This is a genomic window from Lutibacter profundi (assembly GCF_001543325.1).
GTDB lineage: Bacteria > Bacteroidota > Bacteroidia > Flavobacteriales > Flavobacteriaceae > Lutibacter > Lutibacter profundi.
The window spans coordinates 582953-600894 of the sequence record NZ_CP013355.1 but is presented as its reverse complement, the minus strand read 5'-3'; the positions used below and the strand labels follow the sequence as shown (position 1 = coordinate 600894).

Here is a 17942-nt window from a genome sequence, read left to right as displayed (position 1 = left end):
GCATAAGCGACGAAGTAATCTGTTAAATTGTAGTTCAAAAGTAACAGATTGCTTCACTGCGTTCGCAATGACGGATAGAAGTTCAAAAAAAGTAAATCAATAAATGAAGCAAAAATTAATACGTAAAAGCCGTTTTTTAGGAGAAGCTATTTTAACAAGCTACTCACAAATATTTTTCACTGGGAATAAAATTTTAGCAACAATTTTACTTGTTGTAAGTTTTATTGATTGGTGGACTGGCTTAAGTGGTTTAATAGCTGTTATAACTGCTGTTACTTTAGCTGAAGTTTTGGGTTATTCACCTGTAACACTTAAAAAAGGCTTATTTAGTTTCAATGCTTTATTGGTTGGGTTAGGTGTTGGTACTTATTTTTCGCCGGGGTTAGAAGTATTGTTGTTAATTGTAATGGGTGGTGCTATTGCCTTTTTTAGCACTGTTTTTTTAATGGGGTTATTTGCAAAATACGGCTTACCGTTCTTGAGTATTCCGTTTTTGCTAGCCATGTGGCTATTGTTGTTGGCCTTTCCATCATTTTCAGGAATTGCACTTAATACAGAAGCATTATATCCTTCAAATATGTTTTTTAAATTAGGAGGAAATACGCTTGTTGTTATAGTTGATGGTTTAAATAATTTTTTTAAAGATACTGGGTTTGATACATATTTTTTATCGCTAGGAGCTATATTTTTTCAATTTAATATTTTGGCAGGCATCCTTATTGCAATAGGTTTAATAATTCACTCACGTATAAATTTCTTGTTTTCATTAATTGGTTTTTTTGTAGCCTTTTGGTTGTATTCATTCTTGGGGATGTATACAGGATCATTAAATTATACGTATTACGGATTTAATTTTATTTTATCGGCTATTGCTATTGGCGGTTATTTTTTAATTCCATCACGACAATCATTTTTATGGAATTTGTTGTTAATACCCGTTTTGGTTGTAACTACAATAGGTTCAGATAGGTTATTCTCTTATTTCGAATTATCGGTTTTTTCACTGCCTTTTAATATGGTAATTATTGGTATTTTATATGCATTTAAAATACGTTACAATCAAACAATCCCTCCCATATTAACTGTAATTCAACAAAAAAACCCAGAAACAAACGCCTATTTATATCATAGCCAACCCGCAAAAGAATATGCGGCTTTTACTATGCCAATACGTCTGCCTTTTATGGGGAAGTGGACAGTAAATCAGGGTCATGAGGGAAAATATACACACAAAGAATTTTTTAAATACGCATGGGATTTTATTATAAAAGATGAAACATCAGGGAAAGAATATTTAGGAGACGGACTGTTATTAAGCGATTATTTTTGTTATGATAAACCTGTGGTTGCACCTGCTTTAGGAACAGTAGTTGCAGTAGTTAATACTGTTGAAGATAATGAAATTGGCGCTACTAACTTACATCAAAATTGGGGTAATACGGTAGTAATACAACACGATACTTATTTGTTTTCAAAATTAAGTCATTTAAAAAAAGGAACTATTGAAGTAAATATAGGCGATTTTGTAGTTGAAGGTCAGTACATTGGTAAGTGTGGTAATTCAGGTCGTTCTCCGTATCCTCATTTGCATTTTCAATTACAATCTTCTGCAATAATTGGTGGAGCAACTATTTTTTGGCCACTATCTGAATATTTAGTAGAAAGTACATCTAACATTGGGTTTGTACAAAAAGGAATTCCTAAAGAGAATGAAACCATAGTTAATATTGCTACATCTTCAATATTACAAACTGCTTTTAAATGGAATCCGGGAGATGAGTTTAAATTAAGTATAAAAACAGATGATGGAATTAGTGATACCTTTCTTATTCGTAACGAAATTGATATTTACAACCATTCTTCACTTGTTTGTTTGAAAACTGGAGCAAAAATGTATTATGAAAATAATGGTAAAACATTTTCAGCACTCAATTATGTGGGGTCTAAAAAAAGCGCTTTGTTTTATTTTTACCGTGCTTTTTATAAAGTAGTTCTAAGTGAATACAATGATCTTTTAGTAGAAACAAAATTTCCTGTACATCATTTATATCGTTTTCCGCTATTAACACTTCAAGATTTTTTGGTACCAATAAAAATTTTTCTAAAAGGAAATTATAGTTTGTCTTATAAAGAAACAGATCAACTATTTAATCCTCAAAAAATAACACTGAAGTCTCAAATTATAGGAAGTAATAAAAAGGAACTTTTTTCAGCTGCTATTACAGTTCATAAAAATACTGAAATTGATATTGAGAGTAACACAAAAAAAAGAATTAAAATTAATTTAAAATGGGTAAACAGAGTTTATTAACATTGATATTATGCATTGTTGTAACAACAGCCAATGCACAAAAAGCACCCTTGTCATTTAAACAAGTTGACAGTACATCGTATGCATTATATTTAAAACAAGATTGGAAATCATTAATAAAACTAGGCGAGAAATCTCGAGCCGAAGGAATTGATTTTTATTATTTAAAGGTGCGCATGGGAATTGCATATTATAAAGAAGGAAAAATGTTACGTGCAATTAAATTTTTAGAGGCAGCGAATAAAATTGACTCTTATGATGTTGTTGTGCAAGAGTATTTGTACTGGGCATATAGGTTTGGAGGTTTAGCGTTGGAATCTCGATTATTTTATACCAAAATATCTAAAAGTTTACAAGATAAAATTAAGTTAGACTTGCCTTTTGTAACTGCTATAGATTTTAGTGTTTTGGCAACAAATAATTTAGATTACAATAAATTATTGGAAACAGCTGAGACATCAGAATTAGGAGATATTCGTTATTTTACTGAAAATTATCAGTTATTTTCTTTGGGAATGAGTCATCCACTTTCAAAAAAAGTTAATTTTTATCAACGTATTTCTGTATTGCCAACAGCCTCATTTCAACAAGAAAATGTATCAGGAGAATTGGTGAACAAAGCATACAAAGGAACAGAAACACGTTACTACGCAAATGTAACTGTTGCTTTAGGAAATAGATTATACTTAGATACATACTTTAATATTCTATTTGGTAACTACGATAATTTAAATATTGATAATGAGCTAAGTGGAAGAGACCCAAGAGGAGGTACAACCACTTCAACATCTCCAACTGTAAGGTATTCAAATTTTGTATTTGGAGGCGCTTTAACTAAAGCCTCTTATTACGTGAGAAATACCGTAAATGTTTCTGTATCAAATTTAAATGGTTACAACCAATTTCAAGGAGGGTACACGTTGTCACTATATCCATTAGGAAGTACTTTATTAGTGCCTTTTGGTGCTATTCAATATCAAAATGAAAACTCAAACTCAAATTTAGTTTATACAGGAGGATTGACCTTAAATACTGAAAAAATGTCAATTACCGGTTATGGAAATATTGGAGATATACGAAATTTTATAGCCAATAATGGTGCTATTATATATAACCAAACTGAAACCGCTTTGAGTGAATATGGTTTAACACTTCAATTTTATACTAAAAGCGCCATTGTAAAAATAGGTTACTCTTTTATGGAAATGGAAGATAATTACAGCAATCAAAATCAGGAAATAACATCAAAAATATTTAATTTTAACCAACAAAATATTATAGCAGGAATTATATGGAAATTTTAAGAAAAACATTGTTTATAGGACTATTTATTTTAACTACCAGTCCGTTTGTTAATGCACAAACTACTTTTTTAAATTTACAAAAAGCGTTTAGCAATAGTTATACGTTAGAAGCCAAGGGAGATTATAAATTAGCAGCCAATGAACTAAAAGCAGTTTATAAAGATACCTCTTATGAAACAAATTTACGTTTAGGGTGGTTAAATTATATGGCAGGGAATTTTAAGGAGTCTATTATTTTTTATAAAAAAGCCATTGAATTAATGCCGTATGCTGATGAGCCAAAATTTGGATATATAGCTCCTTTTGCTGCGTTAGGAAATTGGGATGAGGTAATAAAAATATACAAGCAAATATTAGAAAACTCACCTCATAACACAAAGGCAATGTACTATTTAGGTACTATTTATTACAACCATTCACAATATGATAAGGCTATTTCTTATTTTAAACAGGTAGCAGATTTATACCCGTTTGATTATGATGGTTTGTTAATGTACGCTTGGAGTAATCTTCAATTAGGAAATAAAAAAGAAGCAAAGGTATTGTTTCAAAAAGTATTACTGAATAAACCAACAGATGCTTCAGCCATTAAAGGTTTAGCTTTGGCTACTCAATAATCAAGTTAAAATTGAAGGTAAGTTTAACCCCATTTAAACCCCTTTAACTCCTTCAATTTTAACTTTTGTTCCACTAAAATCAGCATTTCCGGTTAAGTTATCAATGTTTTGTTCATTGGTTAAATCGTTGAAACTTATTCCGGCGTGTTGTTGTGCAGTTTTCATGTTGGTTCCTTTTCTATGATGCCCCCAACCATGTGGAATACTCACTACACCATACATTATATTGTTAGTTATTTCAATAGGAAGTTTAACTTGACCAACATCAGATGATACTTTCACAAATTGTCCTTCCTTTAAATTTAAAGAATTTGCATCAATAGGATTTATAAGTAGTGTGCAACGGTTTTTTCCTTTTACCAAACGTATGCTATTGTGCATCCAAGAATTATTTGAACGTAAATGACGCCTACCAATTAAAGAAAAAGGAAATTTTGAAATTGCGTTGATTTTTAACAACTTTAATTTTTTATTTAAGCGTTCTAAATCTGCTATAAATAGGGGATGTGCCAATTCTATTTTTTTATCAGTAGTAAATAAACGGTTGGGTAATTGCGGTTTTAATGAGCCGAAATCTATTCCGTGAGGATGTTCTTTTAGTGTAGAAATTGAGAGTTTAGGATTTTTATAGTTACTAAACTGCAACATATAATCTAATGTTTGTTCTAAATTTAGCGAATTTTCTTTTCCTGTAAAACGCTTTGTTAGTTCTTTTAAAATTTCCCAATCGTGCTTTTGTTCAGCTGTTTTTTCGAATAGCGCTTCGGAATATTTAGCCGTATTTTTAATAGCAAATTGATGAAAAACCAAATCGTATAACGGTGTTTCTAACCCAGTTGTTGTTGGCAAAATTATAGTAGCATATTTTGTAGTCTCATTTAAATAAATATCTAAAGAAACCATAAATTCTAGCGACTCTAATGCTTTTTCAAGTTGTTTACCATTTGGAGCGCTTAAAACAGGGTTGCCAGCAATAGTAATCATAGCTTTTATTTGTCCTTCTCCTGGAGTTAAAATTTCATCGGCAAGCGTAGCAACAGGAAATTCACCTGTAAATTCAGGTAATTTATGAACTCTACTTTGTCGTTTATTAAAACTACCTGTTTTTCCAGTCATTTTAGACAGGCCAACAATATCAATAGCAGGTTTTGTAAACAAAGCACCACCCTCACTATCTAAATTACCAGTAATACAGTTTAAAACATTTACAAGCCATTGGCACAATCCGCCAAATTCTTGTGTAGATAATCCTAATCGCCCATAACAAACGGCTGTTTTTGAAGCGGTAAAATCATATGCTAATTGCTGAATTTCTTCCGAAGTAAAACCAATAATTGTTGCTACTTTTTTTGGCGTATAGTTTTTAGCAACTTCTTTGATGGTTTCTAATCCATTTGTATGCATTTTAAGATGTGCCAAATTCAATAAGTTTTCTTCAAAAATTACGTGAATAAGTGCTAACAATAATAAAGCATCTGTTCCAGGTTTTATATAATGATGTTTGTTCGCAATTTTAGCAGTTTCAGTATACCGTGGGTCAATAACCACTACTTTTCCTCCACGTTTTTTAATGGCTTTTAATCGGTTTGCAAAATCAGGAGCAGTCATAATACTTCCGTTAGAAACAGCCGGATTACCACCCATAATTAGCATAAAATCTGTTCGATCAATATCGGGTATTGGCAACATTAAATAATGCCCAAACATATATAGTGAAGCAAAATGATGTGGTAATTGATCAATAGATGTTGCCGTATATTTTTGGTTTGAGCCTAAACTTTGTAGAAAAGGAGCACCAAATAACATTAATCCAATATTGTGTACCGTTGGATTGCCTCTATAGGAGCCAATAGCATTTTTCCCATATTTTTTTTGAATACGTTTTAACGCTGTTTCAATTTCGTCAAAAGCATCTTCCCAAGAAATAGATACCCAACCATTTTTTGTTCTTTTAATAGGTGTTTTAAGTCGGTCTTTATCGGTATATAAATCGGTTAAAGCAGTAGCTTTTGGGCAGATATGACCTCGACTTAAAGGATCTTTTTTATCTCCTTTTATTGAAATTACCGTAGTATCCATGTATTTTATTTCTAGTCCGCACATAGATTCACAAAGATTGCAAGTACGGTAGTGTGTTTTAAATTCTTCCATTACAGTGTAGTTTTACAAGCAATTAAACCAACATATTCTAAAGCAATAGAGCGGTTAGTTACTATTTTTTGATATTCAGATACAGTAATCATATTTAAAAAATGGATAACAGAAGCTTCTTGTTCTGTTTCATTTGTTGTAGAGTACTTTTTAAATTTTAAAATGTTAAGCATCACAATAGGTTTGTTTTAGTATTCTTTTTTAGTTGAGCTATTTGAACTTCAGTAGGTGTAATTTGAGATGTTAACATCATTTATTTTGCCTAAAAATAAGTTGTTGTAATACGTTATTTTTAATTTTTTGAAGTTAATACTTCAATTTTGTTAAAGTACAAAATATTTCTATGTAGCATACTTATTTGATAATTAAGCTTAAAAAATTACTTTTTGAAACCATAGCAATAACTTTTCTTTTTTAAAATAGATTAGAAGAGGAGAATTGTACATGAAGTATAAAATTTCAGTTATTTTTTAATGAGAGATTTTCAAAGGTATAGATTCGATTAAAATTTTTAGAGAGATGTTAAAATAAAATTTCTCATTATTTTAAAAACGCACTTTTAGAGCAGGAAAATTTGTGAAATATAATAGTATCTTTTTTACATACGTACTGCGAAATACCTCATAAATGAATTGAATTTTGTAAACTAGAGATAGTTTAAATTTGAAATATTACATAATATTTTATTAATCTATCAAGTTTTATTAACATTTAATTAACTCTTATTGAAAGTTATAATAATCATTCAATAACATAAAAAAGTTTACTCATAGTGAATATTTAGTCAATTTTGCGGTATAATTTTTAACTAATATTAAAATATCAATTTATTTGGCTAATGAAACAACTAACTAATTACATTTATTTGATGCTATTTTTTGTCGCATCAAGTGTATTCGCTCAGAATGGCTCAGCAACAATAAAAGGTGTTATTCTAGATTCAGGTTCTCCGTTACCCGGAGCTACAATTTATCTAAAAAGTACAGATTATGGTACTACATCAGATTTTGATGGGAAATTTCAAATTTCTGGGGTAAAACCAGGAAGTTATGAATTACTAATAACCTTTATGGGTTATAGTGATAAAGTTATATCGGTAAATTTAGTACAAAATCAAGTGTTAGATTTAGGCCGTATAATTTTAGAAGCTTCATCTGAAGCATTAGAGGAAGTTATGATTACTGCATTAGGTATAAAAAGAGAAACAAAAGCGTTAACCTATGCAGCTCAAGAACTAAAAGGAGAAGAAATGACTTCAGCAAGAGAAACAAACATTACGAATTCACTTTCAGGTAGGTCTGCAGGTGTACAAGTTGTTGGAGGTAGCTCAGGAGTTGGATCTACATCATTAATTACCATTAGAGGTGAAGGGTCTTTAATTCCAGGACAAAATTCTCCGTTATTTGTGGTAGATGGTATTCCAATTAACAACAACACTATTAGTAATAGATCGGAAGGGAATTTAGAAACAGATTACGGTAACGGTGCACAGGATATTAACCCTGATGATGTAGAATCTATGACTATTTTAAAAGGACCAAATGCAACAGCTCTCTATGGTTCACGTGGTTCAAACGGTGTAATTTTAATTACAACTAAAACAGGTAAAGGAAGTAGAGGAATTGGGGTAACATACAACCAGAATGTTACTTTTGAATCGGCACTTAGAATCCCAAAATATCAGAATGAATACGGTCAAGGTGCAGGTGGTGAATTTGAATTTTTTGATGGTTTTGGTGGCGGAACTAATGATAATATTGATGAAAGCTGGGGGCCTAGGCTTGATGGTAGATTAGTGGTGCAACATGACAGTCCAACATCTAGTGGTTTAAGAGCAGGTGATTTTGCAGTAAGACCAAGAGATGAAAATGGTAATTTTACAGATGAAGCAACTGCAACTCCTTGGATATCTAGACCCAACAATATTAAAGATTTTTTTAAAACAGGTTACACTATAACTACAAATGTTGCTGTAACTGGTGGTAATGAAGATGGTAATTTAAGAATTTCTTATACAGATTTACAAAATGAGGGGATATTACCAAACACAGATTATAACAGAAGAACATACGCTTTTAACGGCTCTTATAAACTAAAGGAATGGTTAAAGGTATCGTCATCTGTAAATTATATTAACAGTAATAGTAAAAACAGACCTAATAACTCTTATGGTACAGAAAATATTATGTATTTATGGGTTTGGTTTGGACGTCAAATAGATATGAACTCTTTAAAAGACTATTGGCAACCTGGTTTAGAAGGACTTCAGCAGTTTAATTACAATTATAACTGGCATGACAATCCTTACTTTACCATGTTTGAAAATACCAATGCATTTGATAAAGATCGTATTATAGGAAATGTTAAAGTTGATATAAACCTTACTGATGATTTAACATTGATGTTAAGATCAGGGATGGATTATGGTAACGATTTAAGAGTTAGTAAACGTGCATTTAGTACACAACGTTTTGCAAATGGTCAATATCGTGAAGATATGATTTATTCAAAAGAACAAAATACAGATTTCTTACTTTCATATAGTAAAAAAATAAATGAAGATTTTCAACTAGGAACTTCATTTGGAGGAAATCATAGAAAAGAAGAAAATAGATATCGAAGAATTAGTGCTAATTCATTATCCGTTCCAGGGATATTTAACTTTCAAAATGCCGCTGAACCTTTATCTAAAACTCAATTTGACGATACTAAAACAGTAAATAGCTTGTATGCATTTATAAATGTATCCTACAAAAATTTCTTATTCTTAGATATTACTGGAAGAAACGACTGGTCTAGTACTTTACCTAAAAATAACAACTCTTATTTTTATCCATCAGTTGGTCTTAGTGCCATTGTATCGGATATGGTTGAGCTTCCTTCAGTAATTTCATTTGCAAAAGTAAGAGCAGGTTGGGCTATTGTAGGGAACGATACAAATGCATATAACTTAAGAAATACGTTTTCTTTTGACGAACCATTTGGAAGTGAACAACGTGTAAGTGCTTCTTCAATATTGAAAAATGAAAATTTAAAACCAGAAGAATCTCAATCTTATGAGTTTGGAGCAGACATACGTTTGTTTAGTGGTAGCGTAGGGTTGGATGTAACGTATTACAAATCAAGTGTTAAAAACCAAATTTTAGAGTTGCCAGTTTCAATAACTTCAGGGTTTCAATCAAGAATTATTAATGCAGGTGAAATTGAAAATAAAGGGATAGAAATAGTGCTTAATGCAACTCCTCTAAAATTAAAAAATAGTTTTAAATGGAATACCGCTGTAAATTTTTCAAGTAATAGAGGAACTGTTAAAAAATTAATTGATGGTTTAGATACTTACCAAGTTTCAGAAAACTACATTCAAGTATTAGCCAAAGTGGGTGGTAGAGTTGGAGATGTTTACGGTACTGGTTTTGTGGAAGTTAATGACCCTAATAGTGAATTTTACGGACAAGTAATTCATAATGAAAGTGGATTTTCCTTACGTGATCCAAATCTTAAAAAACTAGGAAATGTTAATCCTGATTTTATGTTAGGTTTTCAAAATACATTTTCTTACAAAGGTTTTGAGTTGGGTGTTTTGTTTGATTGGAGACAAGGTGGTGTTGTAAATTCTAGAACAGTTTTAATTGGAGGTACTTCAGGTATGATGGATTTTACAGTTGTAGGACGTGAAGATGGAATTATTTCAGAAGGTGTTATTCAAAATGCAGATGGTTCATACAGACCTAATGATGTTAGATTAAGCGGTAGAGATTACTACTGGTGGAAATATAATAGAGGGAATGAAGAAGTAGGTATGTTTGACGCTTCATTTTTAAAACTAAGAGAGGTTAAATTAAGCTACCAAATACCATCAAAATTAATTCATAAAACACCATTTGAAGCTATTACGCTTTCAGTAGTTGGAAGAAACTTAGCCTTATGGACAGAAAATAAGCATTTTGATCCTGAAACTTTATCTTTTAACGGAGGCACAGTAGTACCCGGTGTTGAAGATATGGCAACTCCAAGTTCAAAAAGTTACGGATTTAATTTAAATGTTAAATTTTAATAATAAAAATAATAGAACAATGAAAAAATATAATTTTTTATTTTTAATTTCAGTATTGCTATTGCTTAGTAATTGTACAAACGATTTTGAAGCAATTAATACGAACCCTAACCAACCAGAAGTAGTTACTCCAAATTTATTATTGTCAACAGTAATTTCAAGTACGGTTAGTAGAAATGCATTAACAGGTTGGAATAATGGAAATATAGTTTCACAACTTACAGCAAAAATTAATTTCACAGGATTTGATAGATACGATTGGGGTTCTGAAAGTGGTTTATGGAATCATTATTACGGAAATCTTTCTGAAATAGAACAAATTCTTCAAATTAGTAGAAATGAAACCTCTAAAAATACAAGTTATGAAGGTATTGCACTTGTATTAAGATCTTGGATTTATTCAAACTTAACTGATAATTGGGGAGATGTACCTTTTTCTGAAGCTATAAAAGGACAAACTGATGGCAATTTCACACCAGTTTATGATAGCCAAGAAGAGATATATACAGGTGTTTTAGCCGATTTAGTTACCGCTGAAACATTATTAGAACAAGGACAACCAATACTTGGTGGAGATTTACTTTACAATGGAGACCTTTTGAAATGGAGAAAATTAACAAACTCATTAAGATTGAGATATTTAATGCGTGTTTCTAAGCGTAAAGATGTGAGTGCTGAAATACGACAAATTGTTACAGAAGGTATGATTTTTACTAGTAATGCAGATAATGCGGTGTTAAAATATGCAGCAAACAGTCAAGTAGATTCTTGGCCAATAAGTATTGGCAGAATTGGCGGTTTTGATGAGCATAGATTAAGTAAAACGAGCGAAACACTATTAAAAGATTTTGAAGATAACAGATTGTTTAGCTGGTTTCAACCAACAGATAATAAAGAAGATGACCCCAATTTATTTGCGGGTATGCTAAATGGTTTAAGTGAAGATAATGCTTCAACATTTAATGGTGGTGCTAATAATGTTTCTAGATTAAATCAATCGTTTTTTTATGATGCTCCAGATGCTGTAGAAGCGCCTTTAATGCAATATGCTGAAGTTCAATTTATTTTAGCTGAAGCCGCTCAAAAAGGGTTTATTTTAGAAGATGCTAAAACATTCTATGAAAATGGTGTGATTGCTTCATTTGAATATTGGAATACAAGTCAAGATTTTGAAACCTATTTATCTCAAGAAGGTGTAGCTTATGATGGTGGTTTAGAAACTATTATGACTCAAAAATGGTTGGCTTCTTTTTTAGTAGGACTAGAGAGTTGGTATGATTTTAGAAGAACAGGATTTCCTTCATTTATTGTCCCTGGACAGGATAATGTGAACAACAATCAAGTACCAGTTCGGTTTTTATATCCTGATAATGAGCAAACTTTAAATACTGAAAACTATCAAAACGCAGTTAGTAAAATGGGTAGTGATGATATAAACGTAAAAGGTTGGTGGGAAAAATAAGTAAATTAATTTTTTAAAACGAACGCTTTATTTTAATATGAAGTATCGTAAAATTCAATTATTTTAGGGTACTTCTTCACATAAATTTAAAACAACAATATGAAAAAAATAATATTAAGCCATTTTTTATTGCTATTTTTTGGAAGTATATATGCGCAAGAAGTAACAAAAACGCCAAATGTTATTCTTATCACTTTAGATGGGGTAAGATGGCAAGAAGTATTTACAGGTATAGATACAATTCTACTAGACAACAAAAAGTACACACATAAAAAAGAAGAACTTTTAAAAAAGTTTGGAGGGAAAACGCTAGAAGAAAAACGAAAAAAATTAATGCCTTTTTTTTGGAGTACTTTAGTTGAAAAAGGACAAATTTATGGAAATAGAACTAAAAATAGTTTTGTTAATTTAACCAATAACATGGTGTTTTCATACCCTGGTTATAACGAAATTTTAACAGGACAAGCAGATGATGAACACATTACAAGTAACAGTAAAATTTATAATGAGAATGTAACTATTTTAGAAACATTAAACCAACAACCTCAATATAAAAACAAAGTTGCAGCTTTTGCTAGCTGGGATGTTTTTCCATATATTATTAATGATAAAAGAAGTGGCGTTCCTGTAAATGCGGGTTATATGAATGCAACAGGTAATCATTTAACTGAAAGAGAAATCTTTTTAAATGAAACCCAGAGACAAGCTCCCATTATTTGGGAATCGGTTAGGTTGGATATGTTTACGCATCACTATGCGAAAGAATATATTAAGAAAAATCATCCAAAAATAGTGTACATAGCTTATGGTGAAACGGATGATTTTGCTCACGGTGGACTTTTTGATATGTACATAAAATCTTTGTATACTACAGATACTATGATTGAAGATTTATGGAATTATGTTCAAAATGATGCTTTTTATAAAGACAATACGTATTTTATAATTACAACAGATCACGGTAGAGGTGTTGGTGCCGAACCAGAATCATTATGGACAAGCCATGGAAAAGATGTTAAACAGGCTAATGAAACTTGGTTAGCAGTATTAGGACCTAACATTGAAGCAAAAGGAGAAATTGAAAATTCCCCACAAATTTACACCAACCAAATTGCTGAAACTATCTTAAAAATTATTGGTGTTGATAGTAAAGAAAGCAATTTAGGAACACCAATTATTTCAATTACACACTAATTTCTCAGTGTTTCAAATCCATCACATTACTATTTTTATGCGGTGGGTTTGTTTTTTTTGAATTTCTATATGTCAAAATCTAAATTATACAATATAATACATGCCGTAATAGCCTCTTTTGGTGTGTATTTTTGCATGTATGCTTTTCGTAAACCTTTTACCATTGCAACATTTGAAGCTATTTCTTATTGGGGGATAGATTATAAAATATTGTTGATTATTTTCCAAGTTTTAGGCTATATGCTTTCAAAATTTATTGGAATTAAAGTTATTTCTGAATTAAAACCAAAAAGAAGAGGTTTGTTTTTAGTGATAATGATTTTTATTGCTGAATTAGCCTTGCTTTTATTTGCCATTACACCAAAGCCCTACAATATTATTTTTATGTTTTTAAATGGATTGCCTCTTGGTATGGTTTGGGGAATTGTATTCTCCTATTTAGAAGGAAGACGTTTTACAGAAATTTTAGGAGTTGCTTTAAGTTCAAGTTTTATAGTTTCATCAGGGTTTGTAAAAACTATTGGTAAATATATAATGGATAATTGGCATATTTCAGAATATTGGATGCCTTTTGTAACAGGTTCGTTATTTATTTTACCCTTTTTATTTTTTACTTTTTTACTTGAAAAACTACCAAAACCAGATAAAGAGGATCAAAAATTAAAAACAAAACGGGTTCCTATGTCTCCTAAAGAGCGAAAAAAATTATTTTTAAAATTTGCTTTTCCAATAATTATACTGGTGTTATTTTACACCTCACTTACTGCATTTAGAGATTTTAGAGATAATTTTGCTCGTGAACTTTGGGATGCGCTAGGCTATCAAGGCAACGCAAGCGTTTATACTACTGCCGAAATTCCAATAGCAATAGCCGTTTTGGTAATATTAGGTTCGCTAGGATTTGTTAAAAATAACATGAAAGCGTTTTTAATGTACCATTACGTATTACTTTTTGGAACAATCCTTATTGGAATTAGTACTTGGTTATTTCAAATTCAAGTTATTTCACCTTTTGTTTGGATGATACTTACGGGGTTTGGATTGTATAGTTGTTATGTGCCTTTTGGTTGTATTTTCTTCGATAGAATGGTTGCAGTTTTTAAAATTAAAGGAAACTCTGGATTTTTAATTTATATAGCAGATTCATTCGGATATTTAGGAAGCATGTTCATTTTATTGTATAAAAATTTTGGGCAGCCATCACTTTCGTGGTTGCAATTTTTTACTTATGGAACTTATATAATTTCAGTTTCAGGGATTCTTATCACCATAATGTCTTTGGTATATTTCATTAAAAAGAATAAAAAAAACAAGGAAGTAGCAAGTATTGAAATTCAAATGGCTTAAGAATATTAAAAACTACATTTTAAATTAAACTTATTAATAAAATAACTAAATAATGATTCAACTGATTGTGTTTGATATGGCAGGAACTACTATTAATGAAAATAATGTAGTTTATAAAACATTGCAAAAAAGCATCAATAAATTTGGCTATAATTTTTCTTTAGAAGAAGTGTTATTGCACGGAGCCGGTAAAGAAAAACACCAAGCAATTAAAGATATTATAGCGTCACAACCTTCAACTAAAAAAAATGAAGTAGAGTCATTACCTATTTTTAATGATTTTTCTGAACTATTAAAAATAACATATCAGAATTTAGAAGTTGCTACATTTCCTGAAACTGAATTGGTTTTTAAGAAGCTAAAAGAAAGAGGTGTAAAAATAGCATTGAATACTGGCTATAATAGAAAAACAGCATTGCAATTATTAAATAAATTAAATTGGAAAGAAGGCAACCAGTACGATGCACTTATTACTGCAAGTGATGTTGAAAAGGGGAGACCAGAGGCGGATATGATTTATAAAGCGATGGAATTATTTCATATTTCTGAAGCTAGAAATGTAGTGAAAGTTGGAGATTCAATTATAGATATTCAAGAAGGGAAAAACGCAATATGTGGAATTACTATTGGTGTAACTACAGGTGCACATACTAAAGAACAATTAAAAAGTGTAAACCCAACTTTTATTATAGATAGCTTACCCGAATTACTTCAAAAATTATTTTAATTGAAGCGTATAACTCAAAAATTAAATATACAAATGAAAGATATACTTATAGATACTGTTGATGCAATAGTTATTGGAGCAGGAACAATTGGAACCGCAACAGCTTGGCATTTAGCAAAAAGAGGACTAAAAAAAGTGGTATTAATTGAAAGAAATACTATTGGAAGTGGTAATACTTCTAAAGCTGCATCTTTAATGACATTGGTGAGGACGAAAGAAGAATTGATACCTTTAATTCAAGAAACGTATAAAAATATTGATGAAATAGAAACACTTACAGGTGAGTTAACAGGTAGAAATAAAGTAGGAACACTACATATTGCTTCTTCAGAAGAATCGGTTAAGAACTTGGAAAATATAGTGGCCATTGCAAATAAACATCATATTAAAAATAAAGAAATTAGTATTGAAGAGGTAAAAGAAAAAGCACCTTGGATTTCAACTTCAGCTATTAAAAAAACGTCTTTTATGGAAGATGATTCTTATGTAGATGCTTATTTGTTAGCAAATGCCTTTGCAAAAGCAGCAAAAATGGAAGGTGCTGTAATAATGCAACATACCGAAGTGTTAGAATTACTTTCAGAAGATAATGAAATTACAGGAGTAAAAACTTCAAAAGGAATTATTAAATCTCCTGTTATTATTGATGCAGCAGGTTGTTGGTCTAACCTTTTATCGTTGCAATTAAATATTCCTATTCCCATGGCGGCAGTAAGAAGTATTTATTGGATTACCGAGAGTATTAATACATTGTTCCCTAAAAATCATCCTATGGTTGTAATGCCCGATGCTATGGCATATTCAAGACCAGAAAATGGCGCTTTATTGTTTGGTTTAAGAGAAGAAAATAGTCCACATTTCCATCCAAAGGAATTAAATCCACAACCGAATTCTGATTTTTTAGGTGCTAAAGATGATGAATGGGATATTTTAGAAAAGTATGGAAAAGAATTTATCAATTACTTTCCTCAGTTTGAAGAAATTGGAATGAAAAACTGCATTACAGGAATTTCAACATACACACCCGATGGTTATTATACAGTAGGAACGTTCCCAAATTTTAAAGGTTTTTACGCAGCAACAGGCTGTGCAGGTTGTGGTGTTGCAGGTTCAGGAGGTATTGGACGGTTAGTAGCTGAAATGGTTCTAAAAATTCCTTTATATGCAAATTCAGAAGTGTTTAGAATAGATAGATTTACAAATTTTGATCCACATTCAGAAAGTTTTAGACAAAGATGTGCAGATGCTAGAAGTAAGAAAAAAGATGGAGGGTAGTATGTTGTAAAACTTATTTTAGCGGTAAGTATGTAGTTACATAGGTCTCGACTGCGCTCGACCTGACACTGACAAAGATGCGCAGATGCTAGAAGTAAGAAAAAAGATGGAGGGTAGTATATTGTAAAACTTATTTTAGCGGTAAGTATGTAGTTACATAGGTCTCGACTGCGCTCTACCTGACACAGACAAAGAGGTTTATTAAATTAGTAATGTGAAGTTAAGCATACTAAGTTTTGGGTTTTGATTTTGTTATTGAAAATCCGTTGGGGTTTTCGGGATAGAGATCAAGTTAAATTTACAAAAAAACAGCAGAACTTAAATCAGGTATAGCACTGAATTATACCACTGTTGGAGGTCGTTATTCTTTATCTAATTTTAAATAATAAAGTTTTGCAGCTTCTTGAATTTCCGAATCTAAACTATCATCAAGTGCGTATGAATATAATACCCATTTATTGTTTGGCTTATAAAATTTAAAAATAAATCGAATAGGTTGTCTGTCATATTTTACCATATATGAGTATAATTCAAAGCTTTCAGCAAACTTTTTCTTTGTAATAATTTCATACCCATAATATTTTCCCATATAACTTTCCGTAAATCCATTAACTGTTCCAATAATTTTATCAATGTCATCCTTTATTCTTTCAGTCCATTTATTGGTCTCATATAATTCTTTTATCGCTTTTCCTGCATCTTTTTCATACGTGGCAAAAAAAACGTTTATTATATCTTGAGGACTTGATTGAGCAAATGAATTTACTGATATTAAAATCAGTAGCACGAATAATAGTTTTTTCATAATTTTTAATTTTGATTGGTTTATATCTTATAATTTGAATTCCTAGGTTTTAAATACCTACAATATCCTTAATAAATAGCTTTGTTTAAACAGTCTTTTTTTAGGGTATAAAAGTTTTATTCCTTATTGTAAAAATACAATACTAACATTTTTGAAGGTATATTGCCTTTATTTATAGGTACATGTGGTATACGACCATCAAAAAATATAGAATCACCTACAGATAGCTTAATTTCTTCTTCATCAATAATATAAGAGATATCTCCAGTTAAAATATATTTGAATTCGTAAGCATCAGTAACCACTTTATCTCGTTTGCTGTTAGGCATTACTTCTAATAAAACAGCTTCAAACCCTATAGAATTCATACTTTTATTGAAAATAAATTGATATACAAACCCTTCAGCTTCAACTTCTTTTTCAATCTCAGCATAAGCATCATGTCTTGTAACAATATAATTATTGGAATGCTCTTTTTGCATTCCATCAAAAAAGGAGCTCACTTCAATTTCTAAAGCATCTATAATATTTAAAAGAACAGGTAATGAGGGTATTGTACGCCCATTTTCAATTCTTGAAATCAATCCATTACTCACTCCTGCTTTATCAGCAACTTGACTTATAATTAATTTTTTTTCTTTTCTAATTTTTTTTATGCGTTTGCCAATATCAAGAATGAAATCTTCCATAGAATT

13 protein-coding genes are annotated in these 17942 nt (G+C 30.7%); 9 read left to right on the top strand and 4 right to left on the bottom strand.

Translation table 11 applies throughout. The annotated features are described in order from the left end of the window. Nucleotides 1–103: 103 nt before the first annotated feature. From Lupro_RS02635 to Lupro_RS02625, 3 genes are read left to right on the top strand one after another with little or no spacing between them, the layout of a single operon-like run. On the top strand, nucleotides 104–2311 hold the full coding sequence (locus tag Lupro_RS02635; RefSeq protein ID WP_068206038.1) for an urea transporter: 2208 nt from the start codon (nucleotides 104–106) through the stop codon (nucleotides 2309–2311). Then, a complete protein-coding gene (locus Lupro_RS02630; RefSeq protein ID WP_068206037.1) occupies nucleotides 2290–3615 on the top strand; it encodes a hypothetical protein in 1326 nt (441 codons plus the stop codon). The genes Lupro_RS02635 and Lupro_RS02630 overlap by 22 nt, the downstream gene beginning before the upstream one ends. After that, a complete protein-coding gene (locus tag Lupro_RS02625) occupies nucleotides 3603–4232 on the top strand; it encodes a tetratricopeptide repeat protein (protein ID WP_082703844.1) in 630 nt (209 codons plus the stop codon). The genes Lupro_RS02630 and Lupro_RS02625 overlap by 13 nt, the downstream gene beginning before the upstream one ends. Before the next feature lie 33 nt (nucleotides 4233–4265). On the opposite strand, the gene Lupro_RS02620 is transcribed toward Lupro_RS02625, so the two are convergent. Together Lupro_RS02620 and Lupro_RS13505 are read right to left on the bottom strand one after the other, a co-directional pair. Then, nucleotides 4266–6383: a molybdopterin-dependent oxidoreductase gene (locus Lupro_RS02620; RefSeq protein ID WP_068206035.1), complete on the bottom strand. Its 2118-nt coding sequence runs from the start codon at nucleotides 6381–6383 to the stop codon at nucleotides 4266–4268. Beyond that, nucleotides 6383–6556, bottom strand: coding sequence for a hypothetical protein (locus tag Lupro_RS13505; RefSeq protein ID WP_158499546.1), 174 nt, complete (start codon nucleotides 6554–6556; stop codon nucleotides 6383–6385). Before Lupro_RS13505 ends, Lupro_RS02620 begins: the two co-directional genes overlap by 1 nt. A gap of 665 nt (nucleotides 6557–7221) precedes the next feature. Between Lupro_RS13505 and Lupro_RS02615 the strand changes: the two genes are divergently transcribed. The 6 genes from Lupro_RS02615 (at nucleotide 7222) to Lupro_RS02590 (ending at nucleotide 16442) form a co-directional block, all read left to right on the top strand. Continuing rightward, on the top strand, nucleotides 7222–10437 hold the full coding sequence (locus tag Lupro_RS02615; protein WP_068206034.1) for a SusC/RagA family TonB-linked outer membrane protein: 3216 nt from the start codon (nucleotides 7222–7224) through the stop codon (nucleotides 10435–10437). Between the two features lie 19 nt (nucleotides 10438–10456). Then, a complete protein-coding gene (locus tag Lupro_RS02610) occupies nucleotides 10457–11899 on the top strand; it encodes a SusD/RagB family nutrient-binding outer membrane lipoprotein (RefSeq protein WP_158499545.1) in 1443 nt (480 codons plus the stop codon). Between the two features lie 99 nt (nucleotides 11900–11998). Beyond that, on the top strand, nucleotides 11999–13093 hold the full coding sequence (locus Lupro_RS02605; RefSeq protein ID WP_068206028.1) for a phosphoglyceromutase: 1095 nt from the start codon (nucleotides 11999–12001) through the stop codon (nucleotides 13091–13093). A gap of 69 nt (nucleotides 13094–13162) precedes the next feature. After that, nucleotides 13163–14440 carry a DUF5690 family protein gene (locus Lupro_RS02600; protein ID WP_099092388.1) on the top strand — a complete coding sequence of 426 codons (1278 nt, stop codon included), beginning with the start codon at nucleotides 13163–13165 and terminating at the stop codon, nucleotides 14438–14440. A gap of 52 nt (nucleotides 14441–14492) precedes the next feature. Further along, nucleotides 14493–15167: a phosphonatase-like hydrolase gene (locus tag Lupro_RS02595; RefSeq protein ID WP_068206027.1), complete on the top strand. Its 675-nt coding sequence runs from the start codon at nucleotides 14493–14495 to the stop codon at nucleotides 15165–15167. 33 nt (nucleotides 15168–15200) lie between these two features. Continuing rightward, complete coding sequence (locus tag Lupro_RS02590) at nucleotides 15201–16442, top strand: NAD(P)/FAD-dependent oxidoreductase (protein WP_144439096.1); 1242 nt, start codon at nucleotides 15201–15203, stop codon at nucleotides 16440–16442. Nucleotides 16443–16803: 361 nt separating this feature from the next. On the opposite strand, the gene Lupro_RS02585 is transcribed toward Lupro_RS02590, so the two are convergent. Continuing rightward, nucleotides 16804–17247 (bottom strand): hypothetical protein, encoded by a 444-nt coding sequence (locus Lupro_RS02585; RefSeq protein ID WP_068206023.1) that lies wholly within the window; start codon nucleotides 17245–17247, stop codon nucleotides 16804–16806. 116 nt (nucleotides 17248–17363) lie between these two features. Next, nucleotides 17364–17936: a helix-turn-helix domain-containing protein gene (locus tag Lupro_RS02580; RefSeq protein WP_068206021.1), complete on the bottom strand. Its 573-nt coding sequence runs from the start codon at nucleotides 17934–17936 to the stop codon at nucleotides 17364–17366. Nucleotides 17937–17942 lie beyond the last annotated feature (6 nt).

Excerpts from the sequence above, each read along its gene's own strand:
- Lupro_RS02590 (WP_144439096.1), top strand. The coding sequence starts at position 15,201 with ATGAAAGATATACTTATAGATACTGTTGATGCAATAGTTATTGGAGCA.
- Lupro_RS02610 (WP_158499545.1), top strand. The coding sequence starts at position 10,457 with ATGAAAAAATATAATTTTTTATTTTTAATTTCAGTATTGCTATTGCTT.
- Lupro_RS02585 (WP_068206023.1), bottom strand. The coding sequence starts at position 17,247 with ATGAAAAAACTATTATTCGTGCTACTGATTTTAATATCAGTAAATTCA.
- Lupro_RS13505 (WP_158499546.1), bottom strand. The coding sequence starts at position 6,556 with ATGCTTAACATTTTAAAATTTAAAAAGTACTCTACAACAAATGAAACA.
- Lupro_RS02615 (WP_068206034.1), top strand. The coding sequence starts at position 7,222 with ATGAAACAACTAACTAATTACATTTATTTGATGCTATTTTTTGTCGCA.
- Lupro_RS02580 (WP_068206021.1), bottom strand. The coding sequence starts at position 17,936 with ATGGAAGATTTCATTCTTGATATTGGCAAACGCATAAAAAAAATTAGA.
- Lupro_RS02625 (WP_082703844.1), top strand. The coding sequence starts at position 3,603 with ATGGAAATTTTAAGAAAAACATTGTTTATAGGACTATTTATTTTAACT.
- Lupro_RS02595 (WP_068206027.1), top strand. The coding sequence starts at position 14,493 with ATGATTCAACTGATTGTGTTTGATATGGCAGGAACTACTATTAATGAA.
- Lupro_RS02635 (WP_068206038.1), top strand. The coding sequence starts at position 104 with ATGAAGCAAAAATTAATACGTAAAAGCCGTTTTTTAGGAGAAGCTATT.
- Lupro_RS02620 (WP_068206035.1), bottom strand. The coding sequence starts at position 6,383 with ATGGAAGAATTTAAAACACACTACCGTACTTGCAATCTTTGTGAATCT.
- Lupro_RS02600 (WP_099092388.1), top strand. The coding sequence starts at position 13,163 with ATGTCAAAATCTAAATTATACAATATAATACATGCCGTAATAGCCTCT.
- Lupro_RS02605 (WP_068206028.1), top strand. The coding sequence starts at position 11,999 with ATGAAAAAAATAATATTAAGCCATTTTTTATTGCTATTTTTTGGAAGT.
- Lupro_RS02630 (WP_068206037.1), top strand. The coding sequence starts at position 2,290 with ATGGGTAAACAGAGTTTATTAACATTGATATTATGCATTGTTGTAACA.